Here is an 18,139-nt window from a genome sequence, read left to right on the forward strand (position 1 = left end):
ATCAATCAATACAGACGCGGAGGCAGTTGTTGGCTGCGGATGCGTTTGTAATGGCGCTTGACGGCGGCGGCATGCTTACGCTTGCGTTCAGCTGTAGGCTTTTCGTAAAATTCGCGCGCGCGCAATTCGGTCAAGAGACCAATTTTTTCGATAGTGCGCTTAAAGCGGCGCAATGCGGCTTCAAACGGCTCGTTTTCTTTCAGACGAACGATAGGCATGTAATCTTAAGCCTTGCAAGTTATAAATTAGTGGGTATTAACGACAACCTAAGAGTTTACCATGAAAACCGTATTCATGGGCAACCCTGGGCCATTAACAGTATGGCCGCCCTTGCGCTGGATGCGCCTGGAACAACCTAAGTACGAACACCTTTGCGCACCCAGGACTCAAGCTGGTGAGGACGGATACTATCGTAATCCTCAAAAGGCTGATGTATCCAGGGATTGGTAGGCAACTTCTCTACGAAATAATCGGGTGTTGCATGCGAGTGCCCTTTCCACCACAAGACCGCAGTCTTGAGCTCGGTAATGGCGGGAAACTGAGATAGCAGATGGTCGCGTACGCGGCCAAAAGTCATTCCGGTATCGACCATGTCATCAACAAGCAACACTCGACCGTCAAGCGTACCACGGGTGATGGTAATGAACTGGGCAATATCGAGCTGCCCTTGCTGCGTGCCGGCCGCCTCGCGATAACTACTGGTCGCCAGAATGCCCAACGGCACGTCGTAAATACGAGACATTACGTCCCCTACTCGAACACCACCGCGCGCCAGACACAGGATCTTGTCAAACTGCCAACCCGACTCATGAACATTCAGGGCAAGACGCTCGATAAGGGCATGGTACTGATCCCAACTGACCCAATGGTCGCGGTCAGTGCTTGGATTGTTCATAAGGCAAAGGTCCCCGTGATCTGCATTCTTAAAAGTCCATAATGATAAACCCGCCAGCAAGCGGCGGGAAGGAAGAAATCAGAAAACCCCGAATTCGTTAAGAAATCCGGGGTTTTGTGTTGCGCCTTGCCCGCAAAACCAGCAAGGACTGAAAGCTTACCCTTTGAAAGGATGACGCAACACAATGGTTTCGAGACGGTCAGGACCGGTGGAAACCATATCGATGGCTACATCGCACACTTCGGAGACACGCTCCAGGTAGCGACGGGCATTGACTGGCAGCTTGTCGTATTCCGTGACCCCAACCGTGGATTCGGTCCAGCCGGCCATTTCTTCCAGGACAGGCTCTGCTTCCGCTGCCGCATGTGCGCCATAAGGAAGCACATCCAGGAATTTGCCCTTATAGCGGTAACCTACGCCAATCTTGATTTGTTCTACACCGTCGAGCACATCGAGCTTGGTGATGCACAGGCCCGAGATGCCGTTGATCATGACCGAACGCTTCATGGCTGCGCCGTCGAACCAGCCGCAACGACGCGGGCGGCCTGTCACCGAGCCGAATTCCTTGCCAACAGTAGCCAGGCGGGCGCCAGTGTCGTCCAGCAATTCAGTAGGGAACGGGCCCGAGCCGACACGCGTGGTGTAAGCCTTGGCAATGCCCAGCACGTAATCGAGCGACTGCGGACCAACGCCTGCGCCAGCCGATGCCGCGCCGGCTACGCAGTTGCTGCTGGTGACGAACGGATAGGTACCGTGATCGATATCCAGCAATGCACCCTGGGCGCCTTCAAACAACAGCTTATGCCCAGCCTTCTGAGCGATATGCAGGTTGTGGGACACATCGGCCACCATGGGCGCCAAGGCTGGCGCCAGCGCCATCGCCTGATCGCGTACTTCGTTGGCCGAAACAGCCTTCCCGCCCAGGTACTGGGTGAGTACGAAGTTATGGAAATCCAGCACTTCGGCCAGCTTTTCATCGAAGATGGCCGGATCGTAGAGATCCTGTACCCGTAACGCACGGCGGCCGACCTTGTCTTCGTACGCAGGGCCGATTCCACGACCTGTTGTACCGATTTTGCCTTCGCCCTTGCGGGCTTCGCGGGCTTGGTCCAGCGCGATGTGATAAGGCAGAATCAACGGGCAGGCAGGCGACACCTGCAGGCGCGAACGCACATCCAGGCCGATTGCTTCCAGTTCGCCGATTTCTTTAAGCAGCGCCTCGGGCGACAGCACGACCCCATTGCCAATATAGCAAGTGACATGGGGATGCATGATGCCGGATGGAATCAGGCGAAGAATCGTTTTTTTGCCATTAATCCAGAGCGTATGCCCTGCATTATGACCACCTTGAAAGCGAACCACACCCTGGGCAGATTCAGCCAGCCAGTCTACGATTTTCCCTTTTCCTTCGTCACCCCACTGGGTGCCGATCACCACAATATTCTTGCTCATGTTACGTATCAAAAAAGCTTCGACCCAAGACACACAAGGCCAAAGTAGGTTTAAACCATACGATAAAGCTATCCGACCAGGCGGATTACTGAATCGCCCTCACCTTCCATGCCCCGCTATCCAGAACCAGTTCTCGATTAACGGTAAATTCGTCCAGGCAGTGCTCCTGCCCAGGCAAGACCTGTACAACGATCTCGCCAGTGTCCCGCAGCGCCTTCAAAGCCGCTGCCAGCGCCGCATCAGTTCCCCATGGGGCTCGTATGGCTTTGGCCGTCTGGGCCGGTGGCAAGCCGGATGACAACTTGCGTAAGTCCAGGCTGAAACCAGTGGCAGGCCGGGAACGGCCAAAGGCCTTGCCGACCCCGTCATACCGCCCGCCCTTGACCAAGGCATCGTGCCAGCCTTCTGCGTAAATAGAAAACACAACCCCTGAATGGTAGCCATAGCCACTGCCCATATCAGCCAGGTCGATGCTGAATTCGTGTGTGGGCAATGCCCGAATCAGGCTTTCGAGATCGTCGAGCGCAGCAAGCAACCCCGGCACTGCCGGCAACACCTTGCGGGCACGGGCAATGACTTCGATCCCACCATACAGCGAAGCCAGATTCAGCAGCGCCTGAACCGTATCCTGGCGCACGCCTGGCCACTTCTCTGCCAGAAGCGTCAGGGCGGGAACATCTTTGGTGCTGAGCAATTCAGAGATATCGTCGGCCGCGTCCTGAAGCGCAGGATCGGACTCGACGATGGCTCGCACCACCCCGGGATGATTAAGATCCAGCCGCGCCGTCATGACACCGGCGCGCTTTACACTTTCCAACGCCAGTTCCAGAATCTGGATATCTGCTTCTACACCAGCATGGCCGAATATTTCGGCGCCAATTTGCAAAAGCTCGCGGTCGGACAACAGGCCAGCCGGCCGCGCGTGCAGCACAGAACCACAATAACACAAGCGTGTCACGCCTTCACGGTTCAGTAAATGGGCATCGATGCGTGAGACTTGTGGCGTGATGTCGGCGCGTACACCCATCGTACGGCCCGACAACTGATCAATGAGCTTGCAGGTGCGCAGGTTGAGCGCGCCGCCGGTACCCGACAACAACGAATCAATGTATTCGACCAATGGCGGTGCAACAAGTTCGAAACCGTACGTACGATACAGGTCCAACAAATTGCGCCGCAATTCTTCAATGCGGCGCGCCTCGGCGGGCAAAATATCGGCCAGACTTTCCGGCAACAACCAATTGGACATCACGCAGCCCCGAAAAATACCATAGTAAAAACACAGCCAAACAAAAAGCGACTTGGGGCGTAAGCCCGCCAAGTCGCTTGCGGTAAAAAGGTAAACAAAACTTACGCGATAGTATAAACGATAGTCTCAAATAAGGAAACCGGCGCTTTGCGCCGGTTTCTTGATACCTACAACCTCGCCTAACTTACGGCGTTGCCGGTTTTGCGCCGTCGGCCGAATTCCAGAACTTGAAGAAATCGGATTTCGGACTCAGGACCAGCGTGTCTTTGTCACCCGAGAAGGCAGACTTGTAGCCTTCCAGGCTCTTATACAAGCTGTAGAACTCAGGATTCTTGCCATAGGCTTGGGCATAAATGCCTGCTGCCTTACCGTCGCCTTCACCTTTAATGCTTTGAGCTTCGGCGTATGCCTTGGCCAGAAGCTCTTGGCGTTCGCGATCGGCCTGCGCACGGATACGTTCGCTATCGGCAAAACCCGTAGCCCGCAACCGGTTGGCTTCCTGCTTGCGCTCGGCTTCCATACGGCGGTAGACCGATTCGGAAATTTCCGGCACAAAGTCGATACGGCGCAGACGCACATCGACCACATCAACACCCAAAGGCTTGGCGCGTGCCTCGACCGTGGTCAAAATTTCTTTCATGATGATGTCGCGCTCGTTTGAGACAACATCTTTCACGGTACGCCTGTTGACCGAAGCATTAAGCGCATCGCGAATTTGAGCTTGCAAGCGCTCGACCGCGGCACGATCATTCGCGCCAAAAGTGACGTAGAACAGACGCGGATCGGAAATGCGCCACTTCACGAAGGAATCGATCAGCAGGTTTTTCTTTTCAGCAGTCTGGATGCGCTCTGGATCGTTGGTTTCGATCGTTTGCAAACGCTTGTCCAGGCGCACTACATTTTCAAAGGGTGGCGGAAGCTTGAAATACAAACCCGGCTCGGTAATCGTTGTGCGCACTTCGCCCAACGTGAAAACCAGAGCCGCATCGCGCTCGCGCACGACAAACACACACGACGACAACACTGCCAGGACAATGACCAGGCCGACTAAAGCGGGGAAAAAACGTTGCATTATGGCCTCCTAGCGTGAATACGGGCTCGTCATCAGCGAGTTCGAAGAACCCCCTGTGTCGGGCGTACGGGTTGTGGCAGGAGTGCTGGCCGGCTTGGAGGGCTGTGCCGTTGCGGCAATTGCCGCGGCTGGGTTGTCAATCGAACGACTGGAAGCGGTACGCGACCCGGCTACCTGGCTCATGATTTTATCCAAAGGCAGGTACAACATATTGTTGCTGGATTGCGAATCGATCATTACTTTGCTGGATTTTTCCAGGATTTCCTGCATGGTCGACAAATACATGCGTTCGCGTGTAATGGCCGGCGCCTTGGCGAATTCGGACTCTATGCTGGTGAAGCGTGCGGTATCACCCTGCGCATCGCCGATTACGGTGGCGCTGTAGCCTTCGGCTTCCTGAATCATGCGAGCAACTTGCCCCTGAGTTTCGGGCAAGATCTTATTGGAATAAGCGTTACCTTCGTTGATTTGGCGTTCGCGATCCTGACCGGCCTTGACGGCGTCGTCAAAGGCTGCCTGGACTTGCTCTGGCGGCTGCACGTTCTGGATTGCCACAGTACTGATCTGAATACCGGTCTGATAGCGATCAAGAATGCTTTGGGCCAGATTCTGCACTTCGGTCGCGACCTCGGTACGACCCGAGTACAACACGAAATCCATAGGCTTTTTGCCTACGATTTCACGCATGGCGGTTTCAGCAGCCTGACGTACGGATTCGTCCGGCTGGCTGGTCTTGAACAGATAATCAGGCGCGCCGGTGGACATCAACCGATACTGCACAACAAACTGCAAATCAACGATGTTTTCATCGGTGGTGAGCATTAGCGACTCGGGCAACACCTTGTTGCGAGCCGTTCCGCGATAGCCTACCTCGAAGGTACGCAATTGCGAAATATTGACCATTTGATGGTTTTCGATTGGATAAGGCATGCGCCATTGCAAGCCTGGCGGCAAAGTTTTGGTGTACTTACCAAATTTCGTAACGACCGCGACCTGCCCTTCCTGGACGATCATGAAGCCACTGGCCAGCCATAAGCCGACCGCCACGACGGCCAGCACGCCAACAAGCTTGGGCGAGCCCTTAGGCAATTGCGGCATGCCGCCATTACCCGAGCCGTTACCGCCGCCATTGCCGCCGCGCTTTTGCTTGCGGCCGAACAAGGAACCCAAACGACTGTTGAAATCGCGCCAGACCTCGTCGAGATCTGGCGGACCGTCGCCCTTGGGTCGCCGAGGAGGCTCGGAGCCGTTATTGTTGCCACGACCCCAACCAGGATCGTTCAGATTATATATTTTCGATATTTGACGCATTATTTCCCGCGGTTTGACCCGATTCGATGATTGCCCCACGCAAACCATCTAAACCGGCGCGCTTCAGAGCGCTCACAAAAACTCGTGCAATCGTACCATGTTCGTCACGTTCCACTCGAGGTTCATACCCTGCTTCATCTATTTTGTTATACACCAGTATTCGAGGAACTTCATCGGCTTCGATATCGACAAGCACCTTATCGACCTCTGCCATCTGTTCAACGCGCTGGGGACTGGATGCATCGACCACATGCAATAACAAATCGGCCTGCACAGTTTCTTCGAGAGTTGCCCGAAACGCAGCCACCAGCGTGGGCGGCAGGTCGCGAATGAAGCCGACAGTGTCCGAGATTACCACTTGCCCGGCGCCTTCGATCCAGACGCGACGCGTAGTGGTATCGAGCGTCGCAAATAGTTGGTCGGCCGCGTAGGCGCCCGACCGTGTAAGGGCGTTGAACAAGGTTGATTTGCCCGCGTTGGTGTAGCCCACCAATGAGACCGACAAAATACCGCTACGCGAACGTGAGCGGCGCTGGGTCGCGCGTTGGCGTTGCAGCTTCGCCAGCCGTTCCTTCAGCAGGCGCACCTTGTCGCCAATGATGCGGCGATCCATTTCCAACTGGGCTTCACCAGGCCCGCGCATACCAATACCGCCGCGCTGACGCTCAAGGTGAGACCACATACGGGTCAGTCGTGTGGAAAGGTGCTGCAACTGCGCCAGTTCAACCTGCAACTTGCCCTCGTGGCTTTTTGCCCGTAGCGCAAAAATATCGAGAATCAGCGCAACACGATCCACGACACGGCGTTTGAAGCCGTTTTCAAGGTTACGTTGCTGCCCGGGACTAAGGGGCTGGTCAAACAGGATGATTTCGGCCCCGGTCTCGTCAGCGATGAGAATCGCTTCCTCAAGCTTCCCGGTGCCGATGAATAATGCCGCATCCGGACGCGAGCGCCGGGCCAGAACGGACGCAACAACTTCTGCCCCCGCCCCTTTTGCCAGCATAAGAAATTCGTCGGCGTGAGCCTGATAGTCTGGCTTGCCAAGATCGACATTGATGATGAGGACTTTCATACTGGCGCCCCAAAAGAAATACCCGCCGGCACGAGGCACACGGCGGGTGTTTCACGAGCCACTGGACGCGTGTTGTTGTTACTCAGAAGGCTCATCCACTTGAAAAACGACGGGTCGCGCAGGAACGACTGTAGAGATGGCGTGTTTATATACCATTTGGGTAACGGTATTGCGTAGCAGAACGACATATTGATCAAAAGACTCAACCTGCCCTTGCAGCTTAATTCCGTTAACCAGGTAAATCGATACGGGCACGTGATCCTTGCGCAATGCATTTAGAAACGGATCTTGTAGTGTTTGCCCTTTGTTGCTCATTGGCTAGGCTCCAATTGTGTTGTTATAAAGTGATTTGGCGAAAGGACATACTGTACAGGGTTTTCCCTGAATGCGCACGGGGCGTCATGGGGGAAATCTGTCATATCGCAATAATTTTAATGTGTTTTCAATAATATTTCGGACAAGGTATTACATAGACGCGTGCAGTCCTGCGGAGTTCCCACAGTTATACGTAAAAATTGATCAATCCGGGGCAGGCTGAAATGCCTTACCAAAATGCCTTGAGCCCGTAGAGCGCGGCTTAAGGCAGCGCCGTCGTGTTCGGGATGGCGTGCAAAGACAAAATTGGCCCGGGACGGTAAAACTTCGAATCCAAGGGTGCCCAATTGTTGCGTCAACGCTTCCCTTGCCTGAATAATCTCAGTGCAGGTGCGCTGAAAGTACGCCGTATCTTGCAACGCAGCTGTAGCGCCTGCCTGCGCAATGCGGTCAAGGGGGTAAGAATTAAAACTGTCTTTCACCCGCTGCAGGCCATCAACGATTTCCTGGCTAGCCATGGCAAAACCAACGCGAAGCCCGGCCAGCGAACGCGACTTGGACAACGTGTGAACAACCACAATATTGCTGCATTCGTCCAGCAAAGCGACGGCCGAGTGGGCACCGAAATCAACATAAGCCTCGTCGACCACCACAGGGATATCGGGGTTGGCCTGGGCAATGGCTTTGATGTCAGCAAGTTCAAGCGCCATGCCTGTAGGCGCGTTCGGATTGGCAAAAATTATCCCCGCAGGCGTTACGGGATGAGCATCAGTGTAATCTGAGACGCGTATGGAAAAATCATCGCCCAACGGAATCGGAGCAACCGGAATATCGTACAACTGGCAATACGTACGATAAAAGCTATAGGTGATATCCGGCATCAACAAAGGCCGGCCGGCATGCCGGAACAAGCCGTTGAAAATATGCGCCAGCACTTCATCGGAGCCATTACCAGGAAACACCTGACCTGCAGTCACTCCGTGCAGCGCCGCAATGGCCTCGCGCAGGGCCGTAGAGTCGTTATCAGGGTAAAGACGCAGGCTATCACCGGTAGCCGCCTGTATGGCCTCTAGCGCCTTGGGCGAGGGGCCGTACGGATGCTCATTGGTATTGAGCTTCAGCAGGTTCGCGACCTTGGGCTGCTCACCAGGCGTATACGGCGCCAAACCAACGACGTGATCACTCCAGAAACGGCTCACTGCGCCCCCTGTATGTATGGATTATGCGAAGACTTGAATTCAATACGCAAAGGCGTGCCTTCAAGCTTGAACGTGGTGCGAAAACGCGTTTCCAGGTAGCGACGATATGAATCGGAAATCGCATCCAGCGCGTTGCCATGAATAACGATAAGCGGCGGATTCTGCCCGCCTTGGTGCGCATAGCGCATCTTGGGCCTGAAAATCCCTTTGCGCGGCGGCGGCTGCTGTTCGACTGCGGCCTGCAAAACACGCGTCAGTTTGGGCGTAGATAATTTCGCGAATGCGGCCGCATGAGCCTGGTTCACGGATTTGATCAGGGCGTTGACGCCCTGCCCGTTCAGTGCCGACATGGTGTGCATCTTGGCGAACGACAAGAACCGCAGCTTGCGCTCAAATTCGATCAATATGCGTTCGCGCTGGTGGCTATCCAGGCCATCCCATTTATTAATGCCGACAACCAGCGCCCTGCCCGTTTCCAATACAAAACCGGCAATATGGGCGTCCTGATCGGAGATCTCGGTTTGCGCATCGATCATCAACAACACCACGTTGCAGGCTTCGATGGCTTGCAGGGTTTTAATGACCGAGAATTTTTCTACGGCTTCAAATACCTTGCCGCGGCGACGCAACCCTGCCGTATCGATCAACGTATAGGAAACACCACCCCGCTCGAAATCGATCTCGATGGCATCACGTGTCGTGCCGGGCATATCGAACGCAATAACGCGCTCTTCGCCCAGCAGCGTGTTGATCAGAGTCGATTTACCGACGTTGGGGCGACCGACAATCGCCAGCTTGATGCGATGGTGAATCTCGGGCTCTTCGGCAGCAGACTCGTCTTCAGTATCGCTATCCATGTCGGGGAAAGCCGCATTCGCTTCGTCGAGGTCAAAAGCGCCATCTTCGGGCTCGTTGCCATCTGCTTCTTTATCGAGGAAAGACAATGCGTGCTCGATAAGGTCGACGACGCCGTCGCCATGCGATGCGGAGATTGGATGGGGTTCGCCCAGGCCAAGCTCGTGAAATTCAGATGCCGCTGAGCCATAACGCATGCCTTCGGCCTTGTTGACCGCCAAGAACACACGCTGACCGGTTTTGCGCAGCAACCGCGCAATTTCGTGATCGTGCGCATTCACACCTGCGCGTGCATCGACCAGGAAAATAACCACATCGGCCTCGGCAATGGCCTGCTGGGTTTGGCGCGCCATTTCAAGCAGGATGCCATCTTTGGCAACCGGCTCGAAGCCACCCGTATCGACAGCGATAAAAGGGTGATTCCCGACCCGCCCTTCGCCGTAATGGCGATCACGCGTCAGCCCTGAAAAATCAGCAACCAGGGCCGCGCGCGAGCGGGTAATCCGGTTGAACAACGTGGACTTGCCCACGTTGGCTCGACCCACAAGGGCGACTACCGGTTTAAACGTAACACTATTCAATTGACACCAACCAAAACCAAATTGCCATTACCGGTTTGCACCAGGACACCTCGATCGGTGGCCAACAATGGCGACGTAATGGCGTCACCACCGACTTTCACCCGACCCAGCAACTTGCCGTCAGTACGGGATAGGAAATGCACATAACCTTCGAAATCGCCGAAGGCCACTGCCTGCGGAACTACCGCAGGGGCAGATAAGCGGCGATTGCGCAGCCCATCTTGTTTCCAGACCTCATGCCCGTCGGCCAGCGCGAAAGCGTGAACTACGTCACGCTGGTCGGCAATGTAGGCCTGCTGGATATCGGTTGCCATGCCCGTGTTGCTGGAAAAGTTTTGCTCCCAGACAGGACGACCGCCCTGCGACACATCGAAACACACCGCCCTGCCCTGGTAGGCGACACCACATAACAATGGCCCCTGGATCTGCGGTGTGCCAACCACATCGCTGATGCGCTCGAGATCAGTCGCCCCCTGAGAAACGGAGATCGTACCTTCCCACTGCACGCTCCCGTTGCTTGCGTTGATCGCCATCATCCTGCCATTGGGCAAACCGGATATCAACATACCATCGACGATGATCATCTGCATATTGGTTTTCAGCGCCAGCGCAGGCCCTGGCCGCTGAATATTCCAACGTGGCTCACCGGTAGCCGCATCAAAGGCCTGGATACGGTAATCACTGCTGCGAACCACCACGACCCCGGCACCGACTGCCGGAGGAATATTGACGGCGCTAGTGGCCTTGGCGCGCCATTTTTCAGTGCCCGAATCATCGAAGGCGACAACGGTGCCATCTGCGGCAGCCACGGCTGTCGTGCCACCGTCGGACCCTACACCAGCGGTAAGATCGGTTTTGGCATCACCGCGCCACTGGACTCGACCCGATGCCAGATCCACCTTGCTGACAGCGCCATTGGGTGCTGCGGCATAAACGGAATCGCCTACGAGCACAGGAACAAACCCAAAACTGCCGCCGCTACCGATGGAGACCGACCAAGCAACGTTTGCCGAGACACCTGCGGCATACTCGGTTAACGGCACCGGATCGTAGCGAGGGTTTTTATTGGAAAACATAGAGCAGCCGGCCAAAGCCAGCATGCTTAGCGCAAGTACGGTATTACGCAAACCACGACGAGTAACAGTTATCTGCATAGAATCAGGCTCCACCTAAGGCATCTATTTTCAATTGCACGATTTGCGCCAAGGGATCCGTACCAAGCTCTTTAATGGCGATTTCCCAAGCTGCCTTGGCTTCAGCCGGCTTGCCCTGGGCCATTAAAATATCGCCCTTACGGTCTGCGTACAAGCCTGCAAAAGCGGCAGGCGCATCGTTCAGTTGCGCCAAAGCCTGATCGTACTGCTTCTGCTCCAGCAAAATGCCGGCCAGCCTAAGCTTGCCCAGGGAAACCAGGGCAGGATCAGTACCATTTTTCGTCAGCCATTCGAGTTGTTCGCGCGCACCATCAAGGTCTTTGCGTGCTTGCAATGCCTGCGCGGCGACCAAGACGCCGCGGGAGGTATAACCCGAACCCGAAAAATCGCTGCGCAATGTACTGCTGGCCGCCTTGATGCGCGCCACGGCGTCATCGCCCTCTTGCGCAGTGGCGCTTTCAAGCGCTTCGAAGTAGCTCATGGCCTGCCCAGCCTGATGGCCCTCGTACCACTGCCATCCGCGCCAGCCCGCTATGCTGGCGACCACGATAAAAACCAGTACGGCGCACAAGGTACCGTAACGATCCCACCAGGCTCGCAATGCATCCAGTTTTTCCTGTTCTTCTAAATCGTATGCCATGCTTTAAACCTTTAATTTCAATTCTGTAACCAGACGATCGAAGGCGATCGTTTCTTGCTGAGGTTGATCTTTTTCACTCCGCTCGCGCAACCACTTGACGCTGGCGGCTTGCGATGCAAGTTCATCATCGCCCAGGATAACCGCAACGCTGGCGCCACTTGCATCAGCGCGCTTGAACTGAGACTTGAAGCCTGCAGAACCGGCATGAACAATGACATGCAAACCAACATCGCGCAACGATTCAGCCAACTGTGCCGCCATACGCTGTGCTTGCGGACCCTGATGGATCATATAGATCTGACATTCAGGCTGCGCCGCCTGTTCACCCGACTGCGAGCACAAATCAAGCAGACGTTCGACGCCAATGGCAAACCCTACGGCAGGCGCGGGCTTGCCGCCCACCAATTCGATCAGACCGTCGTAGCGACCGCCGCCACAAACCGTTCCTTGCGCCCCAAGCCTATCGGTAACCCATTCGAAAACCGTCAGATTGTAATAGTCCAGCCCGCGCACAAGACGCGGATTCAAGCGGTAGTCGATACCGGCATCACGTAACCGTTCGCAGACGCCTTCAAAATGCGCCAGTGATTCGCTGCCGAGAAAGTCGAACAAACGCGGTGCATTATCAGCCATTTCCTGCATGACGGGATTTTTAGTATCCAGTACCCGCAAAGGATTGGTATACATGCGCCGCTGGGCTTCTTCGTCGAGCACATCCTTGTGCTGCTCCAGGTATTGAATAAGCGCGGCGCGGTGCGCGGCCCGTTCTTCACCTTGGCCCAATGAATTCAATTCCAGGCGGATATCGTTCAGACCCAGCATTTTCCATAACCGGGACAGCATGACAATGAGCTCGGCATCGACATCGGGACCCGCGAAACCCAGGGCCTCAACGTCGATCTGGTGAAACTGACGGTAGCGCCCGCGTTGCGGTTTTTCGTGGCGAAATACCGGCCCCATGGCATATACCCGATGCGGCCGATCGTACAACATATTGTGTTCTATCGTTGCCCGCACCATGCCCGCCGTAAATTCGGGACGCATGGTCAGTTGCTCGTTGTTGAGCGCATCGACAAAGGTATACATTTCCTTTTCTACGATATCGGTGACTTCGCCGATACCGCGCGTAAATAGCCTTGTGTGCTCGAGAATAGGCGTGCGCATATTGCGATAACCATAGCTGGCCAGCCACTCGCGCACCGTTGCCTCGAGGTTTTCCCACTGCGCACTGGTATCGGGCAATACATCTTTCATGCCGGTCAGGGCACGGACCTTTTGAAACGACTGCGTCATAAAATTATTGCTTTCCCGCGGGCTAGTCCCGCCCCTTGTAGTTATCCGAATGGCCGGCACCATAACGGCGCTCGACGTACTGTTCGACAATAGCCTGGAATTCCTGGGCGATGGCATCGCCTTTTAGCGTAACCGTGCGCTGGCCGTCCACAAACACCGGAGCCGACGGGATCTCGCCGGTGCCCGGCAAGCTGATGCCGATATCCGCATGGCGGCTTTCACCAGGCCCGTTGACCACACAACCCATAACCGCAACGTTCATGGATTCAACGCCGGGATAACGGCTTTTCCATACAGGCATTTGTTCACGCAAGTAGGTTTGTATGCTGTCAGCGAGCTCTTGAAATACCGTGCTGCTGGTGCGCCCGCAACCCGGGCATGCTACCACCATGGGGGTAAAGGCACGCAAACCCATGCTTTGCAAGATTTCCTGACCGACTATCACTTCACGCCTGCGGTCGCCCCCCGGTTCCGGGGTCAGCGAAATGCGTATGGTGTCGCCAATGCCTTGCTGCAGCAAAACAGATAACGCCGCCGTAGACGCCACGATCCCTTTGCTGCCCATACCCGCTTCGGTCAGGCCGAGATGCAAAGGATAATCGCAACGCGACGAGAGGTCTTGGTAGACGGTGATGAGATCCTGGACATGACTGACTTTGCAAGACAGCACGATGGCATTGGGCGACAAGCCGAGCTCTTCGGCACGCTGCGCATTGCTGATTGCAGACACAACCAGGGCTTCGCGCATGACGGCCTGGGCATCCCACGGTTGCGACAGCTTGCTGTTGTCGTCCATCATGCGGGCCAGGAGTTCGTGATCGAGACTGCCCCAATTGACACCTATGCGCACCGGCTTTTCATAGCGGCAGGCAACTTCTATCATTTGAGCAAAATTGTCGTCGCGCTTTTTGCCGCCGCCCATATTGCCGGGATTGATCCGATACTTGGACAGCGCCTGCGCACATTCCGGGAACTGCGCCAACAGCTTGTGGCCGTTGTAGTGAAAATCGCCCACCAGCGGAACCGCTATGTTCATGCGATCAAGCTGCTCGCGTATGGCGGGCACTTCGCGCGCGGCCTCTGGTGTATTGACCGTGATGCGCACAAGCTCGGAGCCGGCCAAAGCCAGCTCCTTGACTTGAATAGCCGTGGCAACAGCGTCGGCCGTGTCGGTATTGGTCATTGACTGCACGACAACCGGAGCGTCACCGCCGATTTGCACCGACTTGCCGCCCCAGCTTACCTGCGCTGGCCGAGTAGACCGCCGCCCCGCGGCGCCTACAGACAAAGGATTACTACCGGTTTGTTTAGTCATTTTTGCAAAGATTTCAGCCAGTCAAATATGAGCCACGAGTCAGGCACCCAGCCACGCTCAATGGCATAAAAGCCGGCAACAAACAAAAGGACGAGAATAATGACTAGCCAGCCCCAAGGCCGGTGCGCGGGTTCGCCTTGCATATTCATTTCGGCAGGCCCCAGGGAGTCTGCATGCGCAATGGCTACCGGCCTGGCCGCAGTGGAACCCACTTGGGTATCCAGCAGAACCAACAATGCATCGACATCGGCTTCCAGGAAACGGGCGTAGTTTTTCACAAACCCACGCAAGGAAACCCCTGTAGGAAGGCGGGACCACTGCTCGGTTTCAAGCGCCTCGAGTTGGCGGGCGGTGAACTTGAGACGGGCGGATACTTCGCCGGGCGACAGGCGCTTGGCTTCACGCAGACCGCGCAGCGTAGCACCGACCCCCGAGGGTTCGGACACGGGCGCTGCGACTTCTGGCTGGGCTTCTTTCAGTAAAGGTTGAATCATCCACGTTCCTGTTTAATAGCGATGATCGCGCGGTCAGGCAGGCGCTCGTTGATGCGAGTTCGATCTTTGACGTCCCCAGCCAACTGCCCACAGGCAGCCGCAATGTCGTCCCCCCGGGTTTTACGCACGGTGGTCACCAGGCCCGCATCCATGAGACGCTGGGCAAACAGACGCACGCGGGCGGCGGGTGAACGCTTCAGGCCGGACTGCGGGAATGGATTAAATGGAATCAAGTTGAACTTGCAACGTACTTGCTGCGCAATAGCGATCAGTTCGCGCGCATGCTGGTCGGTGTCGTTGACGCCATCGAGCATGATGTATTCAAAAGTGATGAAGTCCCGCGGCGCAAACTCAAGATAGCGATTGCAGGCGGCCAGAAGTTCAGCCAGCGGATGCTTGCGGTTCAAAGGCACCAGCTTATCGCGCAGCGCGTCGTTGGGAGCGTGAAGCGATACGGCCAGCGCAACTGGGCAATCTCGGCCAAGGCGATCCATCATGGGCACGACACCCGAGGTAGATACCGTGACCCGACGGCGCGACAAGCCATAGGCATTGTCGTCCAGCATAAGCCGTAACGCGCCCAGCACCTGGTCGTAATTGAGCAGGGGTTCGCCCATGCCCATCATGACGACGTTGCTGATGACGCGCCCCGACTCGGGCGCAACTGCGCTGTCGTCGCCAATGCGCGCGCTTTGCAGGTCGGCCTGCAAAGTACGCTTGGCATGCCAAAGCTGGCCGATGATTTCAGCTGTTGTCAGGTTCCGATTGAAGCCCTGGTAGCCGGTGGAACAAAACGGACAAGCCACTGTACAGCCAGCCTGGCTGGAAATACATAGGGTGCCGCGGTCGTCTTCCGGTATGAATACCGTTTCGACGGCATTGTTCTTGCCGACATCGAAGAGCCACTTTCGGGTGCCATCGGTAGAGCGCTGTTCGATTGATACGGCGGGCGCATGAATCGAACAGTGCTCTGTAAGCTGCTGGCGAAATTCACGCGCCAAGTCCGTCATGTCGTCGAACGAATCCACGCCGCGCTGATGTACCCAGCGCTGCAATTGCTTGGCCCGGAAAGGCTTACCCCCCCACTGCCCGACCAAGTCGGTTAGCGCGGCGGTATCGAGGCCCAGAAGGTTGATAGATTCAGTAGATGACATAAACTTTGGCGCAATGAATAACGCGTTATCGCCAGAAATTAACGGCTGTGGATGTTGCTTTCTGGAAAGAAGAAAGCGATTTCGACCGCAGCGGTTTCAGCGGCGTCGGAACCGTGAACGGCATTGGCGTCGATGCTGTCGGCGAAATCGGCGCGAATGGTGCCGGGTTCAGCTTTCTTGGGATCGGTAGCGCCCATCAGGTCGCGGTTTGTCAGGATGGCGTTTTCGCCTTCCAGCACTTGTATGAACACAGGACCCGAAATCATGAAATCGACCAGGTCTTTGTAGAAAGGCCGTTCCTTGTGGACAGCGTAGAAACGCTCTGCATCCTGACGCGAAAGCTGTTGCAAACGGGCAGCAATGACTTTCAGGTTGGCTTTTTCAAAACGGGCGACGATTTGGCCGATGACGTTCTTGGCGACAGCGTCGGGCTTGATAATGGAAAGGGTGCGTTCAATAGCCATGTAAGATCCAAAGAATAGATGGTGGTTCTTGTCTTTTGCCTGCACGCCAGCCCCGAGGGACGCCATGCGCAGTGGCCAAACAACAAAAACCAGGTTGCAAAACGGTTTTCTTAATAAAAACAATAACTTTGACGAAGTTTATGTTAACCGGGCATTTTAACATGCCAAAGTCAGCCGACTCCATCATAAAATAATGACATTCACGCCCAAAGCCGATGACTGTGCGTTTTCCAGTCGCGCTTCGGTCTACCCCGCATTTCGCATGCCGCCATGGTTTCATATATAGTCGGACTTTTGCCGCTATGCGGCTGTCTGCATTTACTTTTTACATCATGACCACAAATCTCCCATTGACCGAACCCGAACAACTCTCGAAAAGCTTCGAGCCGCAAGAAATTGAAACGCGCTGGTACGCTGAATGGGAACGGCGTGGTTACTTCAGCGGTGGGCAGCATGTCGCACCCAGCGGCCAGCATCAAAGCCAGCCGTTTGTGGTCCAATTTCCGCCGCCTAATGTTACCGGCACCCTGCACATGGGCCATGCGTTTAATCAAACCGTCATGGATGGCTTGGTGCGCTACCACCGCATGCGCGGCGACGACACGGTATTCGTTCCCGGCACCGACCACGCTGGTATCGCTACCCAGATCGTCGTAGAACGCCAATTAGACGCGCAAAATATTTCACGCCATGACTTGGGCCGTGAAAATTTTGTTGAGAAAGTCTGGGAATGGAAACAGAAGTCGGGCAATGCCATCACCGAACAGTTCCGCCGCCTGGGTTCATCGTGCGACTGGGAACGCGAATATTTCACCATGGACGACAATCTGTCGCGAGGTGTCGTGGAAACGTTCGTGCGCCTGCACGAGCAAGGCCTGATTTATCGCGGCAAGCGGCTGGTCAACTGGGATCCGGTTCTGGGCACCGCGGTATCCGACCTTGAAGTTGTCAGCGAGGAAGAAGACGGCTTCATGTGGGAAATCCGCTACCCGCTGACCACCCCGATCGGCGGCCTGGACCACTTGACCGTGGCCACAACGCGCCCCGAAACCATGCTGGGCGACGTCGCGGTCATGGTTCACCCTGAAGACGAGCGCTACGCCCACCTCATCGGCACCACCGTCACCCTGCCCCTGGTGGGACGCCAAATACCCGTGATCGCCGACGACTACGTCGACCGCGAATTCGGCACTGGCGTGGTCAAGGTTACCCCCGCGCACGATTTCAACGACTATGCCGTTGGACAGCGCCACGGCCTGGATATGATCAGCGTATTGACGCTGGACGCCAAGATTTCCGAAGATGCGCCCGAGGCTTATCGCGGCCTTGACCGCTTCGTGGCCCGCAAAAAGATCGTCGAAGACCTGAAAGCGCTCGACCTGCTCCAGCTCGTCAAGCCTCACAAGCTCATGGTGCCTCGCGGCGACCGCACAGCCACCGTTATCGAACCCATGCTGACCGACCAATGGTTTGTCGCCATGAGCAAAGCCGCGCCCGAAGGCACGCTGAATCCAGGCAAGAGCATTACCGATGTCGCCCTGGAAGTGGTAGCCGACGGCAGCATCAAGTTCTATCCCGAAAACTGGACGACCACCTACAACCAGTGGCTGGAAAAAATCCAGGA

18 protein-coding genes are annotated in these 18,139 nt (G+C 55.8%); 1 reads left to right on the plus strand and 17 read right to left on the minus strand.

The genetic code is table 11. The features are described from left to right. Window positions 1-5 precede the first annotated feature (5 nt). The 17 genes from rpsU to ndk all read right to left on the minus strand — a co-directional run bounded on the left by rpsU (window position 6) and on the right by ndk (window position 16,515). The gene (gene rpsU, locus ABWO67_RS12840) at window positions 6-218 is read right to left on the minus strand and encodes a 30S ribosomal protein S21 (protein WP_102068946.1); all 213 of its coding nucleotides are present in this window, start codon (window positions 216-218) and stop codon (window positions 6-8) included. Between the two features lie 137 nt (window positions 219-355). Continuing rightward, window positions 356-895, minus strand: a complete 540-nt coding sequence (locus ABWO67_RS12845; protein WP_353152112.1) for a phosphoribosyltransferase — start codon at window positions 893-895, stop codon at window positions 356-358. 156 nt (window positions 896-1,051) lie between these two features. Continuing rightward, complete coding sequence (locus ABWO67_RS12850; RefSeq protein ID WP_353152113.1) at window positions 1,052-2,347, minus strand: adenylosuccinate synthase; 1,296 nt, start codon at window positions 2,345-2,347, stop codon at window positions 1,052-1,054. A gap of 85 nt (window positions 2,348-2,432) precedes the next feature. Further along, a complete protein-coding gene (locus tag ABWO67_RS12855) occupies window positions 2,433-3,596 on the minus strand; it encodes an ATP phosphoribosyltransferase regulatory subunit (protein WP_353152114.1) in 1,164 nt (387 codons plus the stop codon). Between the two features lie 184 nt (window positions 3,597-3,780). Beyond that, window positions 3,781-4,668, minus strand: a complete 888-nt coding sequence (gene hflC / locus ABWO67_RS12860; RefSeq protein WP_353152115.1) for a protease modulator HflC — start codon at window positions 4,666-4,668, stop codon at window positions 3,781-3,783. Window positions 4,669-4,677: 9 nt separating this feature from the next. Beyond that, a complete protein-coding gene (gene hflK, locus ABWO67_RS12865; RefSeq protein WP_353152116.1) occupies window positions 4,678-5,979 on the minus strand; it encodes an FtsH protease activity modulator HflK in 1,302 nt (433 codons plus the stop codon). Beyond that, window positions 5,954-7,051 carry a GTPase HflX gene (gene hflX / locus ABWO67_RS12870; RefSeq protein WP_353152117.1) on the minus strand — a complete coding sequence of 366 codons (1,098 nt, stop codon included), beginning with the start codon at window positions 7,049-7,051 and terminating at the stop codon, window positions 5,954-5,956. Before hflX ends, hflK begins: the two co-directional genes overlap by 26 nt. Before the next feature lie 78 nt (window positions 7,052-7,129). Then, the gene (gene hfq, locus ABWO67_RS12875; RefSeq protein WP_073101368.1) at window positions 7,130-7,366 is read right to left on the minus strand and encodes an RNA chaperone Hfq; all 237 of its coding nucleotides are present in this window, start codon (window positions 7,364-7,366) and stop codon (window positions 7,130-7,132) included. Between the two features lie 116 nt (window positions 7,367-7,482). Then, window positions 7,483-8,565 carry a histidinol-phosphate transaminase gene (gene hisC, locus ABWO67_RS12880; RefSeq protein WP_353152118.1) on the minus strand — a complete coding sequence of 361 codons (1,083 nt, stop codon included), beginning with the start codon at window positions 8,563-8,565 and terminating at the stop codon, window positions 7,483-7,485. Continuing rightward, on the minus strand, window positions 8,562-10,001 hold the full coding sequence (gene der / locus ABWO67_RS12885) for a ribosome biogenesis GTPase Der (RefSeq protein WP_353152119.1): 1,440 nt from the start codon (window positions 9,999-10,001) through the stop codon (window positions 8,562-8,564). Before der ends, hisC begins: the two co-directional genes overlap by 4 nt. After that, on the minus strand, window positions 9,998-11,155 hold the full coding sequence (gene bamB, locus ABWO67_RS12890) for an outer membrane protein assembly factor BamB (RefSeq protein ID WP_353152120.1): 1,158 nt from the start codon (window positions 11,153-11,155) through the stop codon (window positions 9,998-10,000). Before bamB ends, der begins: the two co-directional genes overlap by 4 nt. A gap of 4 nt (window positions 11,156-11,159) precedes the next feature. Beyond that, window positions 11,160-11,795 carry a YfgM family protein gene (locus ABWO67_RS12895; protein ID WP_353152121.1) on the minus strand — a complete coding sequence of 212 codons (636 nt, stop codon included), beginning with the start codon at window positions 11,793-11,795 and terminating at the stop codon, window positions 11,160-11,162. 3 nt (window positions 11,796-11,798) lie between these two features. Next, the gene (hisS, locus tag ABWO67_RS12900; protein WP_353152122.1) at window positions 11,799-13,088 is read right to left on the minus strand and encodes a histidine--tRNA ligase; all 1,290 of its coding nucleotides are present in this window, start codon (window positions 13,086-13,088) and stop codon (window positions 11,799-11,801) included. A 22-nt stretch (window positions 13,089-13,110) separates the two neighbouring features. Further along, on the minus strand, window positions 13,111-14,403 hold the full coding sequence (gene ispG / locus ABWO67_RS12905) for a flavodoxin-dependent (E)-4-hydroxy-3-methylbut-2-enyl-diphosphate synthase (protein ID WP_353152123.1): 1,293 nt from the start codon (window positions 14,401-14,403) through the stop codon (window positions 13,111-13,113). Then, window positions 14,400-14,897, minus strand: a complete 498-nt coding sequence (locus tag ABWO67_RS12910; protein WP_353152124.1) for a helix-turn-helix domain-containing protein — start codon at window positions 14,895-14,897, stop codon at window positions 14,400-14,402. The genes ispG and ABWO67_RS12910 overlap by 4 nt, the downstream gene beginning before the upstream one ends. Beyond that, entirely contained in the window at window positions 14,894-16,051 is a 1,158-nt protein-coding gene (rlmN, locus tag ABWO67_RS12915) for a dual-specificity RNA methyltransferase RlmN (protein WP_353152125.1), read from the minus strand. The genes ABWO67_RS12910 and rlmN overlap by 4 nt, the downstream gene beginning before the upstream one ends. A 38-nt stretch (window positions 16,052-16,089) precedes the next feature. Next, complete coding sequence (gene ndk / locus ABWO67_RS12920; protein ID WP_353152126.1) at window positions 16,090-16,515, minus strand: nucleoside-diphosphate kinase; 426 nt, start codon at window positions 16,513-16,515, stop codon at window positions 16,090-16,092. 332 nt (window positions 16,516-16,847) lie between these two features. Between ndk and ABWO67_RS12925 the strand changes: the two genes are divergently transcribed. Further along, a partial coding sequence (locus tag ABWO67_RS12925; RefSeq protein WP_353152127.1) for a class I tRNA ligase family protein occupies window positions 16,848-18,139 on the plus strand: 1,292 nt, incomplete at its 3' end.

The sequence above is a fragment of the Pollutimonas bauzanensis genome, from assembly GCF_040393045.1.
GTDB classification, from domain to species: domain Bacteria; phylum Pseudomonadota; class Gammaproteobacteria; order Burkholderiales; family Burkholderiaceae_B; genus Pollutimonas; species Pollutimonas bauzanensis_A.